At 40.2% G+C, this 20,080-nt stretch carries 22 protein-coding genes; 6 read left to right on the top strand and 16 right to left on the bottom strand.

Features of this window, described 5'->3' with window-relative positions; genetic code table 11:
- Nucleotides 1-33: 33 nt before the first annotated feature.
- A complete protein-coding gene (locus AC0L13_RS05705; RefSeq protein ID WP_473644850.1) occupies nucleotides 34-2,115 on the bottom strand; it encodes a catalase in 2,082 nt (693 codons plus the stop codon).
- 106 nt (nucleotides 2,116-2,221) lie between these two features.
- On the opposite strand from AC0L13_RS05705, the gene thpR reads away from it, so the two are divergent.
- Nucleotides 2,222-2,773, top strand: a complete 552-nt coding sequence (gene thpR, locus AC0L13_RS05700; protein ID WP_473644848.1) for an RNA 2',3'-cyclic phosphodiesterase — start codon at nucleotides 2,222-2,224, stop codon at nucleotides 2,771-2,773.
- Nucleotides 2,774-2,791: 18 nt separating this feature from the next.
- Here the strand turns inward: thpR and corA are convergent, their stop codons facing one another.
- A complete protein-coding gene (gene corA / locus AC0L13_RS05695; RefSeq protein WP_473644846.1) occupies nucleotides 2,792-3,754 on the bottom strand; it encodes a magnesium/cobalt transporter CorA in 963 nt (320 codons plus the stop codon).
- 141 nt (nucleotides 3,755-3,895) lie between these two features.
- Here corA and AC0L13_RS05690 point away from each other — a divergent pair, with 141 nt between their 5' ends.
- The gene (locus tag AC0L13_RS05690) at nucleotides 3,896-4,600 is read left to right on the top strand and encodes a DUF421 domain-containing protein (RefSeq protein ID WP_473644844.1); all 705 of its coding nucleotides are present in this window, start codon (nucleotides 3,896-3,898) and stop codon (nucleotides 4,598-4,600) included.
- Between the two features lie 66 nt (nucleotides 4,601-4,666).
- Nucleotides 4,667-4,846: an H-type small acid-soluble spore protein gene (locus AC0L13_RS05685; RefSeq protein ID WP_473644842.1), complete on the top strand. Its 180-nt coding sequence runs from the start codon at nucleotides 4,667-4,669 to the stop codon at nucleotides 4,844-4,846.
- Nucleotides 4,847-4,909: 63 nt separating this feature from the next.
- On the opposite strand, the gene AC0L13_RS05680 is transcribed toward AC0L13_RS05685, so the two are convergent.
- Nucleotides 4,910-5,644 (bottom strand): sulfite exporter TauE/SafE family protein, encoded by a 735-nt coding sequence (locus AC0L13_RS05680; RefSeq protein WP_473644840.1) that lies wholly within the window; start codon nucleotides 5,642-5,644, stop codon nucleotides 4,910-4,912.
- Nucleotides 5,645-5,834: 190 nt separating this feature from the next.
- On the opposite strand from AC0L13_RS05680, the gene cynS reads away from it, so the two are divergent.
- The gene (gene cynS, locus AC0L13_RS05675) at nucleotides 5,835-6,296 is read left to right on the top strand and encodes a cyanase (RefSeq protein WP_473644838.1); all 462 of its coding nucleotides are present in this window, start codon (nucleotides 5,835-5,837) and stop codon (nucleotides 6,294-6,296) included.
- Between the two features lie 48 nt (nucleotides 6,297-6,344).
- On the opposite strand, the gene AC0L13_RS05670 is transcribed toward cynS, so the two are convergent.
- Both AC0L13_RS05670 and AC0L13_RS05665 read right to left on the bottom strand, forming a co-directional pair.
- Nucleotides 6,345-6,740: a hypothetical protein gene (locus AC0L13_RS05670; protein WP_473644836.1), complete on the bottom strand. Its 396-nt coding sequence runs from the start codon at nucleotides 6,738-6,740 to the stop codon at nucleotides 6,345-6,347.
- Nucleotides 6,741-6,767: 27 nt separating this feature from the next.
- Entirely contained in the window at nucleotides 6,768-7,205 is a 438-nt protein-coding gene (locus AC0L13_RS05665; RefSeq protein ID WP_473644835.1) for a GNAT family N-acetyltransferase, read from the bottom strand.
- A gap of 129 nt (nucleotides 7,206-7,334) precedes the next feature.
- Between AC0L13_RS05665 and AC0L13_RS05660 the strand changes: the two genes are divergently transcribed.
- The gene (locus tag AC0L13_RS05660; protein WP_473644833.1) at nucleotides 7,335-8,789 is read left to right on the top strand and encodes an alanine/glycine:cation symporter family protein; all 1,455 of its coding nucleotides are present in this window, start codon (nucleotides 7,335-7,337) and stop codon (nucleotides 8,787-8,789) included.
- Nucleotides 8,790-8,941: 152 nt separating this feature from the next.
- Here AC0L13_RS05660 and AC0L13_RS05655 read toward each other — a convergent pair whose 3' ends face one another.
- The 4 genes from AC0L13_RS05655 to AC0L13_RS05640 form a co-directional block, all read right to left on the bottom strand.
- Entirely contained in the window at nucleotides 8,942-9,805 is an 864-nt protein-coding gene (locus tag AC0L13_RS05655; protein ID WP_473644831.1) for an RNA polymerase sigma-70 factor, read from the bottom strand.
- A gap of 5 nt (nucleotides 9,806-9,810) precedes the next feature.
- Entirely contained in the window at nucleotides 9,811-11,109 is a 1,299-nt protein-coding gene (locus AC0L13_RS05650) for a phytoene desaturase family protein (protein ID WP_473644829.1), read from the bottom strand.
- 173 nt (nucleotides 11,110-11,282) lie between these two features.
- Nucleotides 11,283-11,675 (bottom strand): hypothetical protein, encoded by a 393-nt coding sequence (locus AC0L13_RS05645; protein ID WP_473644827.1) that lies wholly within the window; start codon nucleotides 11,673-11,675, stop codon nucleotides 11,283-11,285.
- A 78-nt stretch (nucleotides 11,676-11,753) separates the two neighbouring features.
- Nucleotides 11,754-12,206 (bottom strand): hypothetical protein, encoded by a 453-nt coding sequence (locus AC0L13_RS05640; RefSeq protein ID WP_473644825.1) that lies wholly within the window; start codon nucleotides 12,204-12,206, stop codon nucleotides 11,754-11,756.
- A gap of 244 nt (nucleotides 12,207-12,450) precedes the next feature.
- Here AC0L13_RS05640 and AC0L13_RS05635 point away from each other — a divergent pair, with 244 nt between their 5' ends.
- Nucleotides 12,451-13,119 (top strand): YjgB family protein, encoded by a 669-nt coding sequence (locus AC0L13_RS05635; RefSeq protein WP_473644822.1) that lies wholly within the window; start codon nucleotides 12,451-12,453, stop codon nucleotides 13,117-13,119.
- 116 nt (nucleotides 13,120-13,235) lie between these two features.
- Here AC0L13_RS05635 and AC0L13_RS05630 read toward each other — a convergent pair whose 3' ends face one another.
- From AC0L13_RS05630 to AC0L13_RS05600, 7 genes are all read right to left on the bottom strand, one after another.
- Nucleotides 13,236-13,760, bottom strand: a complete 525-nt coding sequence (locus AC0L13_RS05630; protein ID WP_473644820.1) for a P-loop nucleotide/nucleoside kinase family protein — start codon at nucleotides 13,758-13,760, stop codon at nucleotides 13,236-13,238.
- Nucleotides 13,761-14,357: 597 nt separating this feature from the next.
- Nucleotides 14,358-15,188 (bottom strand): hypothetical protein, encoded by an 831-nt coding sequence (locus tag AC0L13_RS05625; RefSeq protein ID WP_473644817.1) that lies wholly within the window; start codon nucleotides 15,186-15,188, stop codon nucleotides 14,358-14,360.
- Nucleotides 15,189-15,415: 227 nt separating this feature from the next.
- A complete protein-coding gene (locus AC0L13_RS05620; protein WP_473644815.1) occupies nucleotides 15,416-16,171 on the bottom strand; it encodes a MerR family transcriptional regulator in 756 nt (251 codons plus the stop codon).
- A gap of 34 nt (nucleotides 16,172-16,205) precedes the next feature.
- Nucleotides 16,206-16,538, bottom strand: coding sequence for a magnetosome magnetite crystal formation protein family (locus AC0L13_RS05615; protein ID WP_473644813.1), 333 nt, complete (start codon nucleotides 16,536-16,538; stop codon nucleotides 16,206-16,208).
- A gap of 272 nt (nucleotides 16,539-16,810) precedes the next feature.
- Nucleotides 16,811-17,941 (bottom strand): hypothetical protein, encoded by a 1,131-nt coding sequence (locus AC0L13_RS05610; RefSeq protein WP_473644811.1) that lies wholly within the window; start codon nucleotides 17,939-17,941, stop codon nucleotides 16,811-16,813.
- Nucleotides 17,942-17,953: 12 nt separating this feature from the next.
- Nucleotides 17,954-19,204 (bottom strand): ABC-2 family transporter permease, encoded by a 1,251-nt coding sequence (locus AC0L13_RS05605; RefSeq protein ID WP_473644809.1) that lies wholly within the window; start codon nucleotides 19,202-19,204, stop codon nucleotides 17,954-17,956.
- Complete coding sequence (locus AC0L13_RS05600; RefSeq protein ID WP_473644807.1) at nucleotides 19,204-20,079, bottom strand: ABC transporter ATP-binding protein; 876 nt, start codon at nucleotides 20,077-20,079, stop codon at nucleotides 19,204-19,206. The genes AC0L13_RS05605 and AC0L13_RS05600 overlap by 1 nt, the downstream gene beginning before the upstream one ends.
- Between the last annotated feature and the right edge of the window lies 1 nt (nucleotide 20,080).

Below are 20,080 nucleotides of genomic sequence, written 5' to 3'. Positions count from 1 at the left end.
AAAACCGCTCCAAAAGGGATTGGAGCGGATATTTCAATCGGAATAGATATTTCGGTTCCAAAAACGCTGTTGCGTAATGGCTTGAATGAAATCATTCGGGAAATCGGCACCGGATGCTGACGCAATAACGACGCCAGGCCCTGGTCTTGCATCAGATTTCTTAAAAATGGCTTCTCCTGTAGAAGCTACGCCAATCGGTTTAAAATGCCGATACGTCTCGTTAATAAAATCCTCGATATCCTTTTCAAACTTTGCCTGATTTGCAGCATTTCCACCGACAACATATATCGAGTCAAGAAGGACGGGTGAAGTCGTTGCAAAGGTTTCATTCATCACAACTTTTACACCGTCAGCTCCCGTAAGGCTGCCTAAACGTTCGCCGACGATATCAACAGTAACCCCGTTGTTCAATAATGTTTTAACGACCGCTTTCACCTCTCTACCGTTGAAGCCTTCACCTATTAGCACGCCGACTTTAAGCGTATTCGGATATCTCGGTGTCCGTTCTTGGCTAAGGGCTGGTGAAGCCGCTGAAACGTCGACATTTTCCCCGGTTGGGCGATTGACCCCAACTGCATCCGCTATCGCTATCGCCAATCCCCTATCGACGTTGACAAACATATCGACGACTTGCTGTCTGACGTCGACGGATTTCACTTTCCCCACTTCGAAAATGAAAGCATCAGTTATATGTTGCTTTTCCGGTTCTGTCATGCTATTCCAGAATAAGCGCGCTTGCGAGAAATGGTCATTGAATGATTCGCTTCTCCCTTGAATGATGCGCCCTTCTACTTTTTCAGCGTAATGGACATAACCTCCTTCTTCCCAAGTTGAAGTGGACGGTGTATTCCGTGCCAATGAATTTTTATGGTAACTGACTTGCCCTACGTCAATTCGCTGGCGGCTGAAACCATCCCGCTGATTATTATGGAACGGACATATTGGTCGATTAATCGGAATTTCGACGAAGTTCGGTCCACCAAGACGAATCAATTGTGTATCCAAATAAGAAAAAAGCCTTCCTTGTAGTAGTGGATCATTTGTGAAGTCGATGCCAGGTACGACGTTGCCGACATGGAATGCGACTTGTTCTGTTTCAGCAAAGACATTATCCACATTCTGGTTCAATGTAATTTTGCCAAACATCTGGACAGGAATAATTTCTTCTGGCCAAATTTTCGTCGAATCCAAAATATCGAAATCGAATATAAACTCGTCTTCTTCTCTGAGCATTTGCACTCCGATTTCATATTCCACTACATTTCCATGCTCAATGTTTTCCCATAGATCTCGTCGATGGAAATCCGGATCTTTCCCGGAGACCTTTTGTGCTTCATCCCAAACGAGAGAATGGACGCCAAGTATTGGTTTTATATGAAATTTGACGAATGTAGCTTTCCCTTCCGCATTGACAAGGCGGAACGTATGCACACCAAATCCTTGCATCATCCTAAAGCTCCTTGGAATACCCCGGTCAGACATAAGCCACATGATCATATGAGCCGACTCCTGATTATTCGCAACAAAATCCCAGAACGTATCATGGGCAGAAGCCGCTTGAGGCATTTCATTATGCGGTTCGGGCTTGATGGCGTGGACGATATCCGGGAATTTCATACCATCTTGAATGAAAAAGACTGGCATATTATTGGCGACGAGATCGAAGTTCCCTTCCTCTGTGTAAAACTTGGTCGCAAATCCGCGTACATCCCTTACTGTATCTGGTGAGCCTTTACTTCCGACAACCGTTGAGAATCTAGTGAATATCGGTGTTTTTGTACCGGGATTTTGTAGAAATCCTGCTTTCGTAAACTCCTTCATGGATCTGTATAATTCGAATACTCCATGCGCTGCAAATCCTCTCGCGTGTACAACTCTTTCTGGTATCCGCTCATGATCGAAATGGGTAAGCTTCTCCCGAAGATGAAAATCCTCCAATAATGTCGGACCACGCACCCCTGCCTTCAATGAATCTTCATCATTTGACACTTTCAAGCCTTGGTTCGTCGTCATTTTCTTCCCGTAGTTATTAACGCGGAACTGTTCCAGTTGAGCGTCTTTTCGGTTTTGGCTATCGTCCAATAAAATCCCCTTCCGAATAGTTTTAGTCACCATTCTTATTTATATGTAACATAGGAACATACGGGCACATGCCTCATGTTTCACAAAATCGAAAATAGGCTACAATAGGAGACGAGTTAGTTATAAGGAGGCGAAAACAGTGCATCATTATTTCATTGGAATCAAAGCTCCTGCTACAATCGAGCATGTTGTAAATCAATACAGGGAGCAATACGGATTGCAAAACATCTATAAAGCGATTCCCCATTTGGATGATTTGCACATTACTTTGCTGTTCATCGGTGCACTTCCTGAACAGAAAGTTGAACCTTTGAAGGCCAATCTTTCATCAATCGCCACCAATCATAGCGATTTCATGCTGACCATAGATGGTCTATCATTTTTCGGATCTCCAACAGGTCCTCGCGTCGTTTATTTATCCGTTCAGCAATCGAATGAGCTACATGCATTGCAGCAATCCATCGCGTCAATTGGAGCCGATCAGTTGGGAATCGAACAAGATAATCGTTTCACTCCACATATTACAATTGCAAAAAAGCGCAAGGTCAATGGAGAATTCCCGATACAAAAAGAAGCATGTACACCTATTCCATTTCACGTCGATGAGTTTTCACTCTTCAAGATCCATCCGTCAAAAACTCCGAAATATGAAGCCATCCAAATCTTTTCATTACGAAAACCCTCTCCATGAGATCGAGAGGGTTTTCGTTTATGATTTATTGATCCGGAACCATCCTTTATACGTAAACCAACCAATCATTGCAATTCCAATAAGAAGCATTGTGAGAAGAACGATCGGATAGCCATATCGGAAATGGAGCTCCGGCATCCAATCAAAATTCATCCCATATAAACCCGCAATGAAAGTCAACGGAATAAAGACTGAGGAGATGATCGTCAACGTCATCATGACGCTATTCATTTGGTTGGAATTGATGGATAGTTGACTATCACGGATATCCGAAGTGAGCTGTCGATTGGAATCGATCATGTCACTTAATCGGATAAGATGGTCGTATATATCAGAAAAGTACGTTTGCTCATGGGGAATGAAATCCAATCTTTTCGACTCGAGCATTCTGTACAGCAGCTCTCTCATCGGATAAATCGTTCTCCTGAGGCGTAATAGGTCTCCACGCACTTCAAATACATAATCCATCGATAATTGGACGGTTTTCGGTGATAATTTCTCTTCGATTTCGTCCAAATGGTCTTCGATATTATAAAGGATTGGAAAGTATTGATCGACGATTTTATCCAAAATTTCATAAGTAACGTGGACATGTCCCCGCTCCCATATCATTGGATTTTGCATAATGGATTCTCTCGCCTTGTCGATTTCCTGTAATTGTGTGTAATGAAAGGAGATGACATAATTATCGCCTAGAAACAGGTCCACTTCTTCCGCACTAAAATCTTCATTGCAGATCGAGTGCAAGGCAAAAAATGTATAGCCGTCATAATGATCCAACTTCGGGCGCTGAATGCGGCCGTAACAATCCTCCAATGCGAGCGGATGGAATGCGAAGTACGATTGAAGCAATGATGCCTCTTCTGCATCCGGCTGGTCAAAGTCCACCCAGTACCATTGTAAAGAGAGCTTAGAGATTTCATGTATTGGGAAGTCGTAAATGAATTCATCGTCCGTTGTTACTCCCATTGTCCAGATCATGCTTTCACCTTCTTTGTATGAACTCCACCTAGTAAGAATCTGATGGCAGTCCGTTTCAATTATCTTTACGTATCATAACCATCTTCCCCTCACATACTACATCCAGCAGAGCAAATGCATGTTACTAGGAAGTGAGCATTGATGGATTTTTTTCAAAGCCAAGAAACACTGACAGCAATCCAATGGGTGTTGCGTGCGGTTATCGCTTTTTTCTTTTTATTATTTGCAACGAAGCTAATGGGTGAACGTTCCATTTCCCAATTGAGATTGATCGACTTTACTGTCGCCTTAATTATCGGAAATATATTAGCACACCCTCTATCCGATGAAAAACTAGGGATGAAGGGCTCCTTGATTACGACATCTGTATTAATCGTCCTGTATATTTCTTCCGTGTATGCAACGTTAAAATGGGGTAAGTTGCGTAAGTTGGTGGAACCCGACCCATATCCACTTATCAAACATGGTGAATTGATATATTCGAACCTAGCAAAAGCTCGTATTACTATTGATCATTTATTATCTGAACTGCGCAAAGAAAAAATCGAAGATATAGAGAAAGTAGCTTTGGCATTATGGGAACCGGACGGAACCATTTCCCTCTTCCTTTCCCCTCAATATCAAGCTTTGACACCTACTGATATGCAAATCGTTACGAACCCATTTTCATTTCCAATTATCGTTGTGAAAGAAGGAAGAATTGATCGGGAGTCCTTGAGCAATGTAGGCAAGGATATGGAGTGGTTGCAGAATAAAATGACATTGCACAATGTTCAAGCATCGGACATCTTATTGGCAACAGTAGATCAAAGCGATAACCTGAAGATCTACCTATATAAGGGATGAGTAAGCTCCAGCTTTTCATCCATAGTAAGAGGGCTGGGCATAGATCTTAATTAGGAGGGAATTATTTTGGATAGTCAACGAGCGCGTCAAATTGTGTCCTCACCGGATGAGATCATGGTAAGTTATAACGGAGTTTCGGTGTGGATAGATAAAGTTCACGAGGATGATCGAACTGCTACTGTTCACTTGCGCCAAGCTATGGAGGAAAGGTCAGAAGTTTCGATTTCGGAATTGAAGGAGCACTAATAATCATTGAAGCTGTCCAGAAATTTTTCGGACAGCTTTCGTATTCTTGCTATTTTATTTTTATTATCCAATATTCTCAACGATAATTTGTACAATCAACATAACTGTCACAACTCGTAAGATCGGCTTCACAAATTTTGGTTTCAGTTTTTCCGCAATCCGGACGCCAGTCTGCGCTCCCGTAATTGACCCTAACATTAACATAAGTGTAAGCGGCCAAATGATTTTTCCTGCTGCGATATAAGTGATCGCCGCCCCGAAACAACTTGAGAATGTAGCCAGACGAACATAACCGACTGCTTTTATATACGCCACTTTTAAATGGCCGAATAAATACAACATCAATGTGCCTTGCCCGGGACCGAATAGTCCATCGTAAATCCCGATGCCATACAATCCAGGCGCACTCCATTTACCAAATTTCAATTTCTCATGCCCACCGAAATCCCCTTTTCCGATGAACGATGTGATGAATGCAAATGATAAAAGAATAATCGCCAAAATATATAAGTGATCTTCTGAAAGCTTTGTTGCAATGAACCCACCACTAATTCCACCTATTAAACTTACAGGTATAATCCAGAAAGATTCTCGCAATGAAATCTGCTTATGTCTTAAAAGGAAAAGGAAGCTTGAGAATGAACTGACCGTGTTAGATACTTTGTTCGCGCCAATAGCAGAGTGAATCGGCACGCCGAGCAGCAACATCGCAGGAAGACTAATCAATCCGCCGCCTCCCGCTAACGTACCGATTGTCGTTGCAATTGCACCGATGAAAAAGAGCGAAATATATTCCATCAAGAACACCCCCTGTGTATAACTTAAGTATACTCCTCCAATACAGATAAGAAAATTCGATTGTTATTATAATATTTCATAACTTTTTGTTATGACGTAATTAGATGTCATTGAAGATTCATATATACATGCTCTCTATAATTTTAGAAGTGTTACGCTATTAGTAACAAGTTCAAAGGAGAGGATTCATTTGGGCAAACAAGAAAAGTATTCAAAAGAAATGGCAACTGAGGCAATTTTGCTTGCGAAGAGAGAAAAAGGATTAACGTTTGATGAAATCGCAGAAACTGTCGGTCGTCACCCTGTTTGGGTAGCGTCCGCAATCATGGGGCAGGCTTCGATGAATGCTGAAGAAGTTCATGCGTTAGTTAACTTGCTAGATTTAGACCCTTCCATTTCAGATGCTTTACAGGAATACCCAATGAAAGGATCTTTGGACGAACGAATTCCTGTCGATCCATTACTGTATCGATTCCATGAAATTTTGCAAGTATACGGAACAACGATGAAAGCTGTCATTCATGAGAAATTCGGCGACGGTATTATGAGCGCTATTGATTTTACAATGGATATCGATAAAGAGGAAGATCCAGCTGGTGATCGTGTTGTTGTTACATTAAACGGAAAGTTCTTGCCTTATAAAAAATGGTAATCCAAAAACCGAGGGGGCTGGCTAACGCCCCCCCCCCCTTTAATAATATTAGAAACCGATCTCGTATTCTTCTCCATCTTCATTGACCACTTTGAACTTGCTGACGGGATGTTCAAGACCGATCAGAATATAAGGGTTTACTTCATCGCTGTTTGCTTCATTTTCTCGAACAGTGACAACTGTTTGGTCTTCCAAGTATTCTACACTGACCGCTTCCAATTCACGATCGCTCGTACCTGTTGAAACGACGACCATCTTTTTGCCTTCTGCAATATCAATGACCTTGAAGCCTTTTCGCTCTGTCTTATCATTTTGCAAGTAGTTCACATACATCCTGACCGCCGGCTCATCGTCAAGGTTCTTCTTATTCATTATCCAATATCCTTTACCACAGCCAGTCAAAAACATTATAACCGCGAACAATCCAATCAATATTCTTTTCATTTCAAGCTCACCTTTTTTCCTTATTCTCTATAGATCTTTTTCCAATACAATCCGATGAATTCCCTCAATGTCAGTAAAAGTTTCCATTATATCAAATCCATGTTTTATGTTCAATATCAACATATTTCTCCATTTATTTCTCGTTTTCGTTTCGATTGTTTCATAACCTGCATCCTTTACAAGACGGTGTTGGAGCTCCATAAGCTTGGAGGCAATCCCCCTTCCTCTATATTCCTCGTGAACTCCCCCATACCAGCTGTAATAGCGGTTTTCTGATAGACTATATCCAATCTTATAGCCGACCACTTCATCCTTCTCAAGGGCGACAACAACAAGGACATTCGGTCGAATTACGACTTTCTCCAATAATTCAACGCCGTTTGCAAAAATTTGATTATGTACTATTAAAATCCCATTCATTGTTTTTTCATCAGGCATTCCCCAGTAACTGTGAACATGTGGCATAGCAGCATCCCCCTTTCCAATATTATACTATGAATTTAATTTATTCATATCTCTAAATTAAGTAATCAATTTATCTCTATTCACATACAGTAGACAAAAGATTCTGACTCAATAGAGAGGAGAAAAAGAATGGACAAGATTTTAGAAACAATCGTGGGGTGGTTATGGGGGTTGCCGCTCATCTTTACAGTATTGTTTGTCGGGCTTTACTTTACACTCGGCAGCAAGTTCTTTCAGATTAGTTATTTACCTCATATTTTTAAAGCGACGTTCGGTAAGCTCTTCACAAAAAAGGAAAAGTTTGAAAATGCAAAAGGCATATTGACGCCATTCCAGGCTGTCAGCACTGCAATTGGAGGAAGTGTCGGGGTCGGCAATATCGGCGGAGTAGCGACCGCCATTGCGGTAGGTGGTCCCGGAGCGGTATTTTGGATGTGGATTACTGCACTCTTAGGCATGATGACAAAAACGGTAGAAGTCACATTGGCTGTCCATTATCGCGGCACCGATGAAAAAGGCAATCCTTATGGCGGGCCGACGTATTACATGGAAAAAGGATTAGGCGAGGAAAAGAAATTTAAGTATTGGAAAATACCAGCTATTCTTTTCGGATTCGGTATCTTCACGACATTTTTCATTACCCTTCAAAACTATACGGTTTCTGAAGCTGTCAGCTCGACATTCAACATCGGCATGATTCCTTCTTCTCTCATTTACGTGACACTTATTTACGTCATCATCTACGGAGGAATTAAACGGATCGGCGAAATTGCGACGAAACTGATTCCCTTCATGAGTATCTTTTATGTTCTGGCCTCTCTCTTTATCATCCTCAGGAATTTCGACCAAATTGGCCCAGTGTTTGTACTTATTTTTGATAGTGCATTTACAGGAATGGCCGCAGTCGGTGGCTTTACGGGTGCAGTCATTGCTCAAGTAATCCGGATGGGTGTGGCCCGAGCGGTTTACAGTAACGAAGCAGGTTGGGGTACTTCGCCTATGATCCACTCAACAGCGAAAACAAATCATCCCGTCAAACAAGGTATGTGGGGGGCTATGGAAGTATTTGTCGATACGATCATTATCTGTTCGATGACCGCATTCACAATTATTATTACAGGCGTCTGGTCATCCGGCCTTGACGGAGCGGCACTTACATTATCGGCATTTGAAGCAGGCATCGGGCAAACAGGCAGGTACATCATCGCCCTTTCCGTTTTCCTATTCGGATTGACGACGACGACCGGCTGGTACACGTATTACGAAATCATTTTGCGTCATCTGTTCGGCGGAGAGAAGAAGGTAAAGGTGAAGAATAAAACTATCGCGTTCTATAAATGGCTCTATCCAGTACCGGGATTACTCATGGTCGTCTACGCCGTCTACTATGACATGCCTGGTAAAGCTGTATGGTATTTTGCGGATATCACGACTGCGATTCCGACTTTCATCAACTTGATCGTCATCATGTTCTTAAGTAAGAAGTTCTTCGAGTTGCTGCGCGATTATAAGGCAAGGCATTTGAATATCGGCACGATTGATCCGAATTTCAATGTGTTTTATGAGGATAAGGACAAGAAGTGAGTTTAGGTGAGTTGGATTGAGAACTTTTGTACATGATTGAGAACCTTTCTGGGAAGGTCTAGAACTCATAAAAAAACGGGTGGAGAATAGCGTTTTGCTGTTTTCCACCCGTAATTTTATTCAATAAAAAATCCATCATACTCGTGCCTCATTCATTTTTGCAAGTGCTCCAATTTATCCGGATTTGATACCATATATATATTCTTAATTTTATCGTCTTGAAACTCCATCGAGACGACATAAGCGACATAGTCATTAATTGACACGACTACGCCTGGGTACCCATTTACAACTTCGAAATCCATTCTTGCGTTTTCAGGCAGCTTTTTCATAATGCTTGTAAACAATAGGACAATGCGCTCTGATGAATAGATTGGATTTAGCGCAGCTTTTACTTTGCCGCCTCCGTCAGAAATGAATACAGAATCTGTCTTCAACAACTCTAGCATTTTAGGGATATTCCCTTTTTGAAGTGCTACCGTAAATTGTTCTACGCTGCTTCTTATTGTTTGAAAATCCAGTGTAGAAGCTTTCGGGCGATTATCCATGCTTTTTTTAGATCTATGAAAAATCTGTCTGCAATTGGTAGAGGACTTTTCAATAATAGCAGCAATTTCTTCATAGCTATACTGGAAAACTTCCCGTAATAAGTAGACAGCTCGTTCATCTTCAGTTAACTGTTGTAAAAGCAAGAGATAAGCGGTCGAGATAGATTCCTTCATTACATAATTATGTGCAGGGTCATTTCCTACATCTACCAATGGTTCTGGCAGCCACTCTCCAACATAAACCTCGCGCTTACTTGCAGCCGATCTCAATTTGTCTATGGAGCTATTCATTACAATCTTACATAAATAAGCTTTCTCGTTTTCAATTACTTTTTCACTACTAACACGGTCATATGTTAAGAACGCCTCTTGGACAAGATCTTCTGCATCTGCAATACTCCCCGTCATTCGGTAGGCGATTGAAAACAACAAAAGTTTATACGTCTGATACAATTGTTCAGTCTCCAAAATGATTAACCTTCCTTTACTAACATCATTTCGTTTGCTTGTAAGATTTCTAATGCTGCACGCTTCCCACTTGCAACAGCTGCGTCAGCTAATACTTCTTCATGTCCTGCCCAATCTCCTGCTATAAAGATTCCTTTCATTTCTGGTATGCTTGGACCCGGATTTTCTTTTCGTCTTACATGTGGAAAATCATACGTTACCGTTATTTTCGGTAAAAATTGTTGCACCACGACTTCTTTTCTCCATCCAGGATGAAGCAAATCCATTACTGATTCTAATTGTTGCTTATCTGCGTTTACGTTTATTTCTTCCATTGGATTAAGGTATTTTGCTAAACTTACAACTAATGTCCCGCCTTCACTTAACTTCGCAGCCCTCGATTGGTTTGTGAAAAACAAAGCTTGATCGAGTCCTATCGCAAATTGATGTTTTGGGATAGGCAACTTTTTAATCCCGATATCCAAACAGCATGCCGTAATAGGAATTGATTGTTCATTCCACAAACGCAAAGAAGTATGTTGTGCACCACTTAACATGTTCATTGCCTCTTTGGGAGGGGCTGTAATGATGCAATTGGGAACTTGAATGACCGTACCATCTGAGCATCGTATGATTTGATATTGCTCGTGATGTTCAATATTTGTTACATTTTTATTCGTTACTATTTCAGCACCCCGCGCCTCTGCCTGCTTCTTAAGTTTTTGAACAATTGTCTCCCAACCTCCATCGATATATAAAACACCTGCATGTAATGAACGCTTCACCTGCTTTAAAACTGGCTTTGCAAGCTGTAAAGTCGGGGCATTCGTATAGGAAGTCAATCGACAAATTGAGTAAAATATATGCCTCACCATCGGATCGGATATTTCAGAATCCACCCACTCCTTAAGGCAAACTTCCGGAATGGAATAAATGTCTAATCTCATAATCTTTAACATTAATTTGCCAAGCATGAATTTAGCTTTCCACGAAAGAAGTGGTGATGACATAATCGATGAAAAATCTGTTGGAATGACATGAACGGCGTGATTTAAAATGCCGTGAATATGAATATCTTTCGTAGCATTCCCACCTGGAAGAGATATTCCTAGTTCAGTTATAATGTTTGCAGCATCCCCTGATAGATACAATCCATGAGGTCCCAAGTTCATAAGAACCCCATTTTTATCATTTGTCATCGCCCTTCCACCTAGACGTTTTGATTTGTCCAAAACAACGACCTTTTTTCCTTCACTCGCCAAAAAATTAGCTGCTGTCAACCCAGCCAATCCACCACCAATGATTGCAACATCATAGTTAAGCACAAAAACCCCTCCTAATTTGTTCTGTAATCAAAACGAATGAGGAAAGGATTTTGTGACAGCTACTCTAAAAAACTATGTATTATTCTTTCAGACTCGTTCATATGTGAACCTACTCACTACATAACTCTTTCCGTTTTAAGAATAAAACCTTTGAGCACGACAGCTGCATTTCGTCACGCTCCCGACTTCGATTCATACATATACAGCTCATCTCCGTCTAAAAACAGCAGCCTGCTCTCCCGGTTGCTCACTAATTGGGGTTCCACAGCCGTACCATTCGGCTTGATCAGCTCGATTTCATGGACAACCTTAAATTCATCGCCTTCACGCTGCATCTCAAAAAGTGACCTTCCCCATCTATTGCGATACGCTACTATCGTCTCCTCGTTCATTGCAAACGACCGGAAACCCATCCCTTCTGGCGAATAATATACTGTCCGTCCATCTTTCCGCACTCCAATCTTCGAATCAATACTGAAGAAAAACCAAATCCCGCCGTCATCATCACCATTCAGCGCCAAACACTCAAAAATGGAATATTCACTGTCCTCTTCAAGCGAATCCATCTTACGACCTGACGCATCCCAGCCAACAAGCCCGCTCCGTCCGACTGGTTCCTCCCAGCCGTAATTGCCGAAAACACCTTAATCAAAGTACCCTGTCCAAATTTCTTGATTATTTGTCACGTATACATGCTCAATTCCGTCGCCTAAACAAAATGACCGGATCAAACGCCCATTTTTATCATACACACGTGCGTTTTCCTCAATATTTTGTGGACCATGGTAGTACGATCGCGCACCGACAAGCAATATATGACCATCGTCAATCGGCTGTATGTAATGATAATTCCACTTCTCTTCCGGCAAATGCAGTACCGTCTTCTGCCCGTCCTTCAGATGGACGACATGATAACTGTAGCTTTCTTCCGTAACAGTTGCAGGGAAACTGCCGTTAATTAACGGAGGCCGCTCTTCCGCCAGCAGGACGAATACATCGTTATTTTGTCCGATTGCAATCGAAATCGGATTTGCGGATTTCAGCTCTTCGTTCAGGTTCGCTATGGGGCTTATCGGTATTTTAATTGTTGAATTCATATTCTTACAGCCGCCTTTCCTAGATTGACAACTCTCAGCCTGCACTAATGACAAGACTAATAATAGAATGTTTACCTTTCACAAGTTCACCCTACTCTCCTTTCTATTCCACAAATCAGAAGAAGTTCCTGCCCGTTGTTGTAATGAAAACGGATCGCCTTGATTTTATATCATCGTTATCATTTGGCTCATTAAGGGTAAAATAATGAATAGAACAGACATTTTGTAAAAGGGGTAATGGTTTATGAAACCGATAAAATGGATCCTATTAATAGCAACAATCTCTATCCTTATCGCGGGATGCACTGATGCGAACGATGAGAACGGGAAGGAAGCGGTGGAGAACAATCCACCAGTTACCGACGATATAGGCGATGCAGGAACATCGGATAACGGTACAACCAACAGCGACTCATCAACCGTTGCAGGAAATACCGATAATTCTTCTGCCGGATCCGTGGAGGATGAACAAAAACAAATGGCGATTGATACGCTCAACGACTTGGCCAATGATGCGAAAGAAGGGAAAGTCTACCGCCCAGACCAAGGATTCATAATTGGTAAGACGACACGGAATGACATAGTCAAAGCAATCGGAGAGCCTGAGGAAAAGATAGGCGGCTATGATCATTACCATGGTTCAATGGGCAATCCGTCAGTCGCATTCAAATATGATGGAAAAGACGTGCTGGAGGAAGCACGCTACTTCGGAACAAACGTGGAACGCCAAACAAATCTAGGCGGCATCACTGAAGAAGATTTGATTGAGCAACTCGGCAAACCTGCGGACAGTCGCCGAATCGAGTCGACTGGAGAGAAAAACATCCGTTATCATTTTAATGACTTTGAACTGCAGTTTATCATTGGTGAAGAAGGTACGCCAGATCATGTGAATTTGAAAAAGTGGAATTGATCATAGGGTGATCCACAAAATAGAAATCCCAATAATTGAACTAACATGCGAAATTTTCTATTATGATGTTTTTTCGCATGTTAGTTTTTATGATTTCATAAGCAAAATATTTCATTTCATTCATTTATGTACTCTACAACCTCATCAATATAGCTATCTAACGGTCGTCCAGTGTCAACAGCAATCCACTGATGCTCAGTTGGTTTTTTGCTGTTTTTTACCGCTTGCTTAAAAACCTCTTCTGAAGTCACCTCACTTATTTGACTTACCATTCTTTCACGACTTCTTAGTCTTTCATTCACCTTTCCAAAGTCATCCAGGAGGCATTCAACGTATTTATATTTTACATTGTACTTATTAGACAAGCTTATACCTCTATCAATCATTTCGTGATAAAAGCATGGACTATCAAATATGACACTATGGCCTTGTGATAAATGAAGTTCAATTAATGACCAATCAATATTGTACGAGACCTTTCCAGCAAATTTGTCATCCATCGAAAAATTCTCTGTTGATTGTAATAAAGCTGATTTTACAACATCATGATCTATGATGACGGCTCCTGTCCTCTTGGCAATTTGTCGTGAAAGCGTGGATTTTCCTGAGCCAGGGAAGCCAGACATTTGAACAAAGAACATTTACATGACCCCATTTCTACACGACACTTAAAACATATCGATCATTTATTGCACTGTGATGTTTTCAATATTAGTACAATAACTTGTCCTACTTTCCTAATCTATTCAACACCACTGCAGAAATTCCTGCCTGTTCATGTAATTAAAGAGAAGCGTCCCATAGTGAGACGCTTCCACTGCCAACTAGTTTCGTGATAGTGTAGAGTGACAATAAGGTCCCCTGTTGCTGAATGCTCTGTGCTAATCATTTGGGAAGTTTCCTCCGAATAGAGGTCAACTCCTTCAAAATCAGCAAGTACTTGATTGAAATATTCTTCATCGACCTTCAGGTAGCTAATAAATCCTAGCTTCCCTTCCCTGAATGTAAACTCCGATTAATTTCCGTACGATAAGGTTGTCTCTCCATCATCTTTCTTATTCCTCGTATACGCTTCACCAAAATACGAGATGACTTTTGATTCCGGATTGCCAAGTGTGAACCCTTGCAAATAAAATGAATTCCCCGATTGGCAGCCTGTCTTTTACACTTCTTATAAGGTGCCGGCGTCAAACAATCGTGAAATGTCTTCTGCTCAGCATCTTTAATACGGCTGTAATTTATATTATTTCGGATAATCGGGTGGCTTCATCGATAAGTTCCATACTGACCATTGCGTCAGCCACTATTTTGTACAGTTCTTGGTTATCTTGCAACGTATAATTGAGCTGAATATCCCTAAATAATACAAGTCGTGAAGCAACTGGTGAGGTATAGAGGTATTCCTGCAACAATATCAAATCAGGATTTATGTCTTTGTGAATTGGAAATATTACATGTTTTTCTTCCTGAGAGAGTGGAATAGTAACACCTAGTCTATCTTGTGTTTGAATAACCACATTTCTTTGACGTTCCATTTCCACTTGTTGAACGTAATGATACGGATTGTTAATAATAGGCATCTGAATATTCTCCATCAAAAAGTTGGTGACTTTCTCTCGAATCAATATTTCATTTTCAGACGGTTGAAATTGAGGGGTTGCAGCCTCTGTAATCCATTGATTTTTAGCATCTAAATACTTCTCTTCGCTTTCGAACTGATTATAAAACAGTTCCCCGTCAGTTAAATTAACTCTTAAAAATCCACATAAATTCTTGGCCACTATACGAGTGGGACGTTCAAAATCCATTGGACTTACGCAAACAATAGGCGCTACCTCAAGATCAGGTACAGAACTGAAATCAGTAAGGAATCCATAATGGATACCGTCCATACCTATATTTCCAAATACAACCACATCACTTGGCGTGTTAAAATATCTGAAATCATCAAGAGAAAGGTAAAAATTAAGTCCATGGTAAAAATGTTCATCGTCCCCAAGAACATTTTGTAAGTCAATTAATCTTTGGAGTGTAGGTGGTATGTCGTACTTACCGAAATTACTGCCCATTTGCTCATCACCCCATTTTTCTTCATTTGGATTAAATACTACTGGATCATTATATTCCCAACATATTGTGCACTGCCTGCTGAATTTGTAAATTCAACTTCTAATACACACTTCCCTTTATCGGCTCTAGTTCAAATTCTGAGTACCTTTTTCGTTCAGATACACTAGAACTCTCATCTATGCGATATATTTTTTCGCTTTAAGATAATTACCTCACATATGACCTACTATGAGGGATTATTTTTCTGATAAACTTCCATAGCCTCTTTTAAAAACGCTTGCTCCTTTTCTGTAAAAGGATTTGGGAATGATAAAGGTTTTGCAGATGGTAGTTTTTCTACAATCAATTCCAATTTCCCTTTCGAGGTTTTATTCATGAGTGATAGAAGCGATTCAATTGCTTCTTGCGATTCTTGAGCAGACGGTATGGCTCCAGTTAACGTTAAATGCTTGATTTCAGATAAAGCTTTAGTCCATTTTTTATCTAAATCAATCTCTTCCGGCTTACTTATATTTAAAACATCATCTGTGATTGCTTTAGAAAAGTGATCCTCAAACCATTTTTGTGTATCTTCTTCAAACATTAATTTTTGAACCATCGCACTAAATATATTGAGATTAATAATTTCCTCAGCCTCTATTGTTTCCATGAGATGATTTATGTCAGAAAGAATAGTCATGATTTCAAGACTTTTTGCTTCAAATAACTGTTTTTGCAGGTTTAAGGACTTCAATACGTCGGCACCCTTCACAGAGTTCTTTTGAAGTATGTTGTGAATGTCTTTTAGGGAAAGACCAAGAAACTGTAAGGATCTTATTTTTCGAAGAGTATACAAATCATCTTCGGAATAAAGTCTATGTCCCCCTTCTGTATAATCACTTGGTTTGAGTAAATTTATACTGTCATAATATCGAAGAGTTCTAATGCTGACACCAGACTTTTGCATGAACTCTCCTATAGTAAAAACACCTATACCTGACAAATCTCCTCACCTCTTTTTCTACATAGTCCACCTTTCAAACTTTGAAATAACGAATAACGGGATAAGAAAACTTTTTCCCTATTAAAGTATTCAATACTGCAATTAAAATCAAAACTGTCTCCAAAGCGATAAGCCCATAAGAAAAAACTGATGCCGCTCTCCATTTTAAGGAAATTAAATTCAAGAGGAGAAAGACTGGAAAGAAAGTAAAGTGAAGATTCATCCCTTCTTTTGCATGATCTGCAAAGTATTTATTTCTGTTCTTCGCCACTAAGTATACCAATATTGGTAAAACAAAGGTTAGCAGTAGTGAGAATAGATGCATCAGGCTTGCCATTACCCTATTTAACAAACTCACATTTTTCATAACATCGACCTCCATTAGCATTAATTATTTTGTTACTGTTGAGTAACTAAATGAAGTATAAAAGGTGACGTAACTGGAGGTTCAAGTAGAAAAGTAAATTTATTTGTTGATCCTGAAATTGATGATTTATTATTGGACTAAAAAGTGTGTCACTCTCCAAAATTTAATAATTTTAATCGATTCTAGTAGCGGTAAAGACTAAAAAGTCGATTCCAGTAGGCTTGGAATCGACTTTTCTTATTCATTCTTGTTTGACGATAAGGATGTGTTTTTCAGATCAAAATATCCATCTTTTTCTCGCGCTTCACAAGGCAGTAAACAATAATAAAGCACATGATTGTTATGCTGCCGTAAGATATAGGGGCTAGCCATTTTGGGTTCCAGATAAGGATAATATTTGGCAATAATCGATTCAGTCCGAAAATAAGGAAGCCGACTATGAACGGAATTTGAATACCGATTAAGGAGACTAAATTCGGAACAACATTTGAGAAACTCATTGAAAGCGTTACGAAAATGAATCCGATCAAGTAAATTGCGGCGACACATAGCATGATGAATTGGAAAAAAGTAGGATCATACCAAGATTCATTCGCAATAAATGTGTTGACATGAACTTTGAAAAACATAGACGTATTATTCAAAGAATATAAGCTGAAATAGACTGCCAGCAATCCAGTTATCACAAGGAATGTGGCGATATATCCTGCCAGGAGTTTTGTCTTTAAAAGGTTTCTTCCCTTTTTCGAAGTGTACTGTAATGGAAGGAGCCCTCTCGATCGGTCCTTTAAGATCATCGGCGAAATGACTAACACAACACTGAAAAGGATAGCTGCGCCAACATTGGCAATGAAATGTTTGAAATTGCTCATTGCTATCTCCGTGTAAACTCCGAATTTTTCTTCTGCAATCAATTCATGTAAACGTGCTCGCTGATTATCAGTAACTACATCGGGAATACTTTTTCTATAATTATAAAAGTCAATCAGTCTTTCAAACTCTTGTAACTCCCAAAATAGATCAATGTCACTTTCGAAGAAAACCTCACTTCGAAGGCTGCTCGCCTTTTGTGATGAATTTTGCCAATCATATGCTTGGAATTTTTCATATGTACCTAAACCTTCTGCTATAAAATCCCCCCTAGACTGCAAATACTGATTTGCCTCTTCTACTTTTTTCTCGTACACCTTTTCGAAATCAATAAATTCATTTTCATCCATCGTAGCGCCATATTTCTCTACCATTTCAACTCCGATGTTGTACGAATAAACTTCACTTCCATTCGGGAAATGCTCAATGTAAAACTCAATCAATAAAAAATAAAGTACGCTATTGATAAATAACAGCAATAACATCGTCTTCCACGTAAAAATCTTCTTCATTTCATTCCATAAAATCCTCATTGTTGCACCTCCTTACGAAAAATCGATCTTTTTGAAATGTTTATATGACATGAAACTGACTGCAATCGTGATAATCGTCCAACAGCTGATTGTCATCCATTCAAAGTTTTTAAACATGATCAAACCGCTGCTTCCCATGAACGAGGATCCGATTGCCAATAGTAATGTCGGTAATGTATATGCAAAAACGAATAACAGGATTGATGAAGTTGGCATGAAGCTTGGTAGTAGCCACATGAGAACAAATAGGGCTGCCATAAAAAAGAAACTAATATAACTGTTTTTCACCATGATGGATATTGCAAAAGTCAATCCGACAAAAAGCAATAACACGATGAACACGAGTGCAATGACCCCGATTAAAAAGGCCCCCACAGATAGATCCCACCAAGCGACATATGGGAAATTGTATTCCCAGTTAAACGCGCTGCTAGTGGATGTTTGCCATACATGCGAGTAATCAAAGACAGTGAAAAACGTACCAAGTGTGATTGCGAAAAGGAAAACTGCAATAATTGTCGCAACCATTAAAGACGCTAAAAGCTTGTTCTTCATTAGCCTTCTGCCGCGTTTTGTGGCATACGCAACTAGATGTGTCTTGCTTTCAAACTCATACGTTGTAATCAATGCAGTCGTCAGGACGATCAAGATAAGAGCTTCGATAATGATATGCAGGAAAACCGTCTTGAATAGAAAGCTATGCATGAAATATGCTTTCCCTGCGAAAAACCATTGCTTATGCTCGCCGTTATTCACCATTTCCTCAAACCGCTCGGAGAATTTCTCGTATTCATGCTGAAGTGTTTCGGCAGATTTGCCACTAAGGCCATACTTTATAATTTCTGCTTCAGCCATTTTCTGCATATCAATTTCCCCATAGCTTTCATCAATTGACTTGGCCATATTCAAATACATTTCTTTAAGCTGCAGTCGGTTGAAAAACTCCCATTGTTTTTCGTTATATTTCTCTCGGTCCTCAAACCGCAAGCCGTCAAGAAATTCATAGACACTCGCAAACTCTGATGCTGTCATTCTGTTTAATTCCTCCAAGTCGATATGAACGTCACTTTCGAATCGATCCAACGAATCGTCGGTAATATCCCTGCCGTATTGGTCGATAATTTCATTAACCATTTTCAATTCTTCTTTATGGTCGGAGGAACTGATGATGACGAAAATATTAAAGGCGGAAAAGACAATGAACAGGGCTATCAAGATAGGCGAGGTTAATGCCTTCTTGCATTCATTGATAATCATGCGCATCATAGTTCCCCTTCGATTTCATCGCGATATTCGTAAAGGAACACATCTTCAAGTTGCGGCGGAACGGAATTCCATTCCACTTCAGGCACTCCTTTGTGGATAAATCGAACGATCATCTTGCCATACTCCTGCTTTTCAGAAAGAAGGACGTACTTTTTCCGGAATGCTTCTAACCCCTCAAAATCTATTGTTGTTTCAAACACATTGCCATTAAGTGTTGCACAAATCTCTTCCACTGAATCTTTGTAAAGCAACTGCTTGTTTTTAATCATAATGATTTCATTCGCAATCGACTCGATATCCGAAACGATATGCGTTGAAATGATGACAAGTCGTTCGCGGGCGAGTTCAGTGAGCAAGTGTCGGAAGCGTGCTCTTTCTTTCGGATCAAGGCCTGCTGTCGGTTCGTCCAAAATGAGGATTTTCGGGTCGTTCAGCAATGCTTGGGCGATGCCGACACGTTGTATCATTCCACCGGAGAATTTTTTCATTTTTTTATTCACAACATCACTTAACGCTACTTTCTCCAAAAGTTCATCGATTTTTTGTAGGGCGTCTTTTTTTCCGATCCCTTTCAACGCCGCTAAATACAGCATATATTGCTTTGGCGAATAGTTTTTGTAGTAACCGAATTGCTGCGGCAAAAATCCTAACAGTTCACGGTACTGCTCGTCCATCTCGAGGATGATTTTTCCGTTATACTGGATTTCCCCTTCACTCGGCGTAATTAAGGTTGCCAGCATTTTGATCAGCGTTGTTTTTCCTGCTCCATTTGGGGCAAGTAATCCATAAAGACCCGTGTTGAATTCCAAATTGATCTGCTGCAATGCGGTAAAATCGCCATATCGCTTGCTCACATCTTTCACGACTAACATA

The organism is Sporosarcina sp. QA0331 (genome assembly GCF_055808055.1).
Note: the sequence above shows the minus strand (reverse complement) of the source record. Positions and strands in the feature narration are given on the sequence as shown.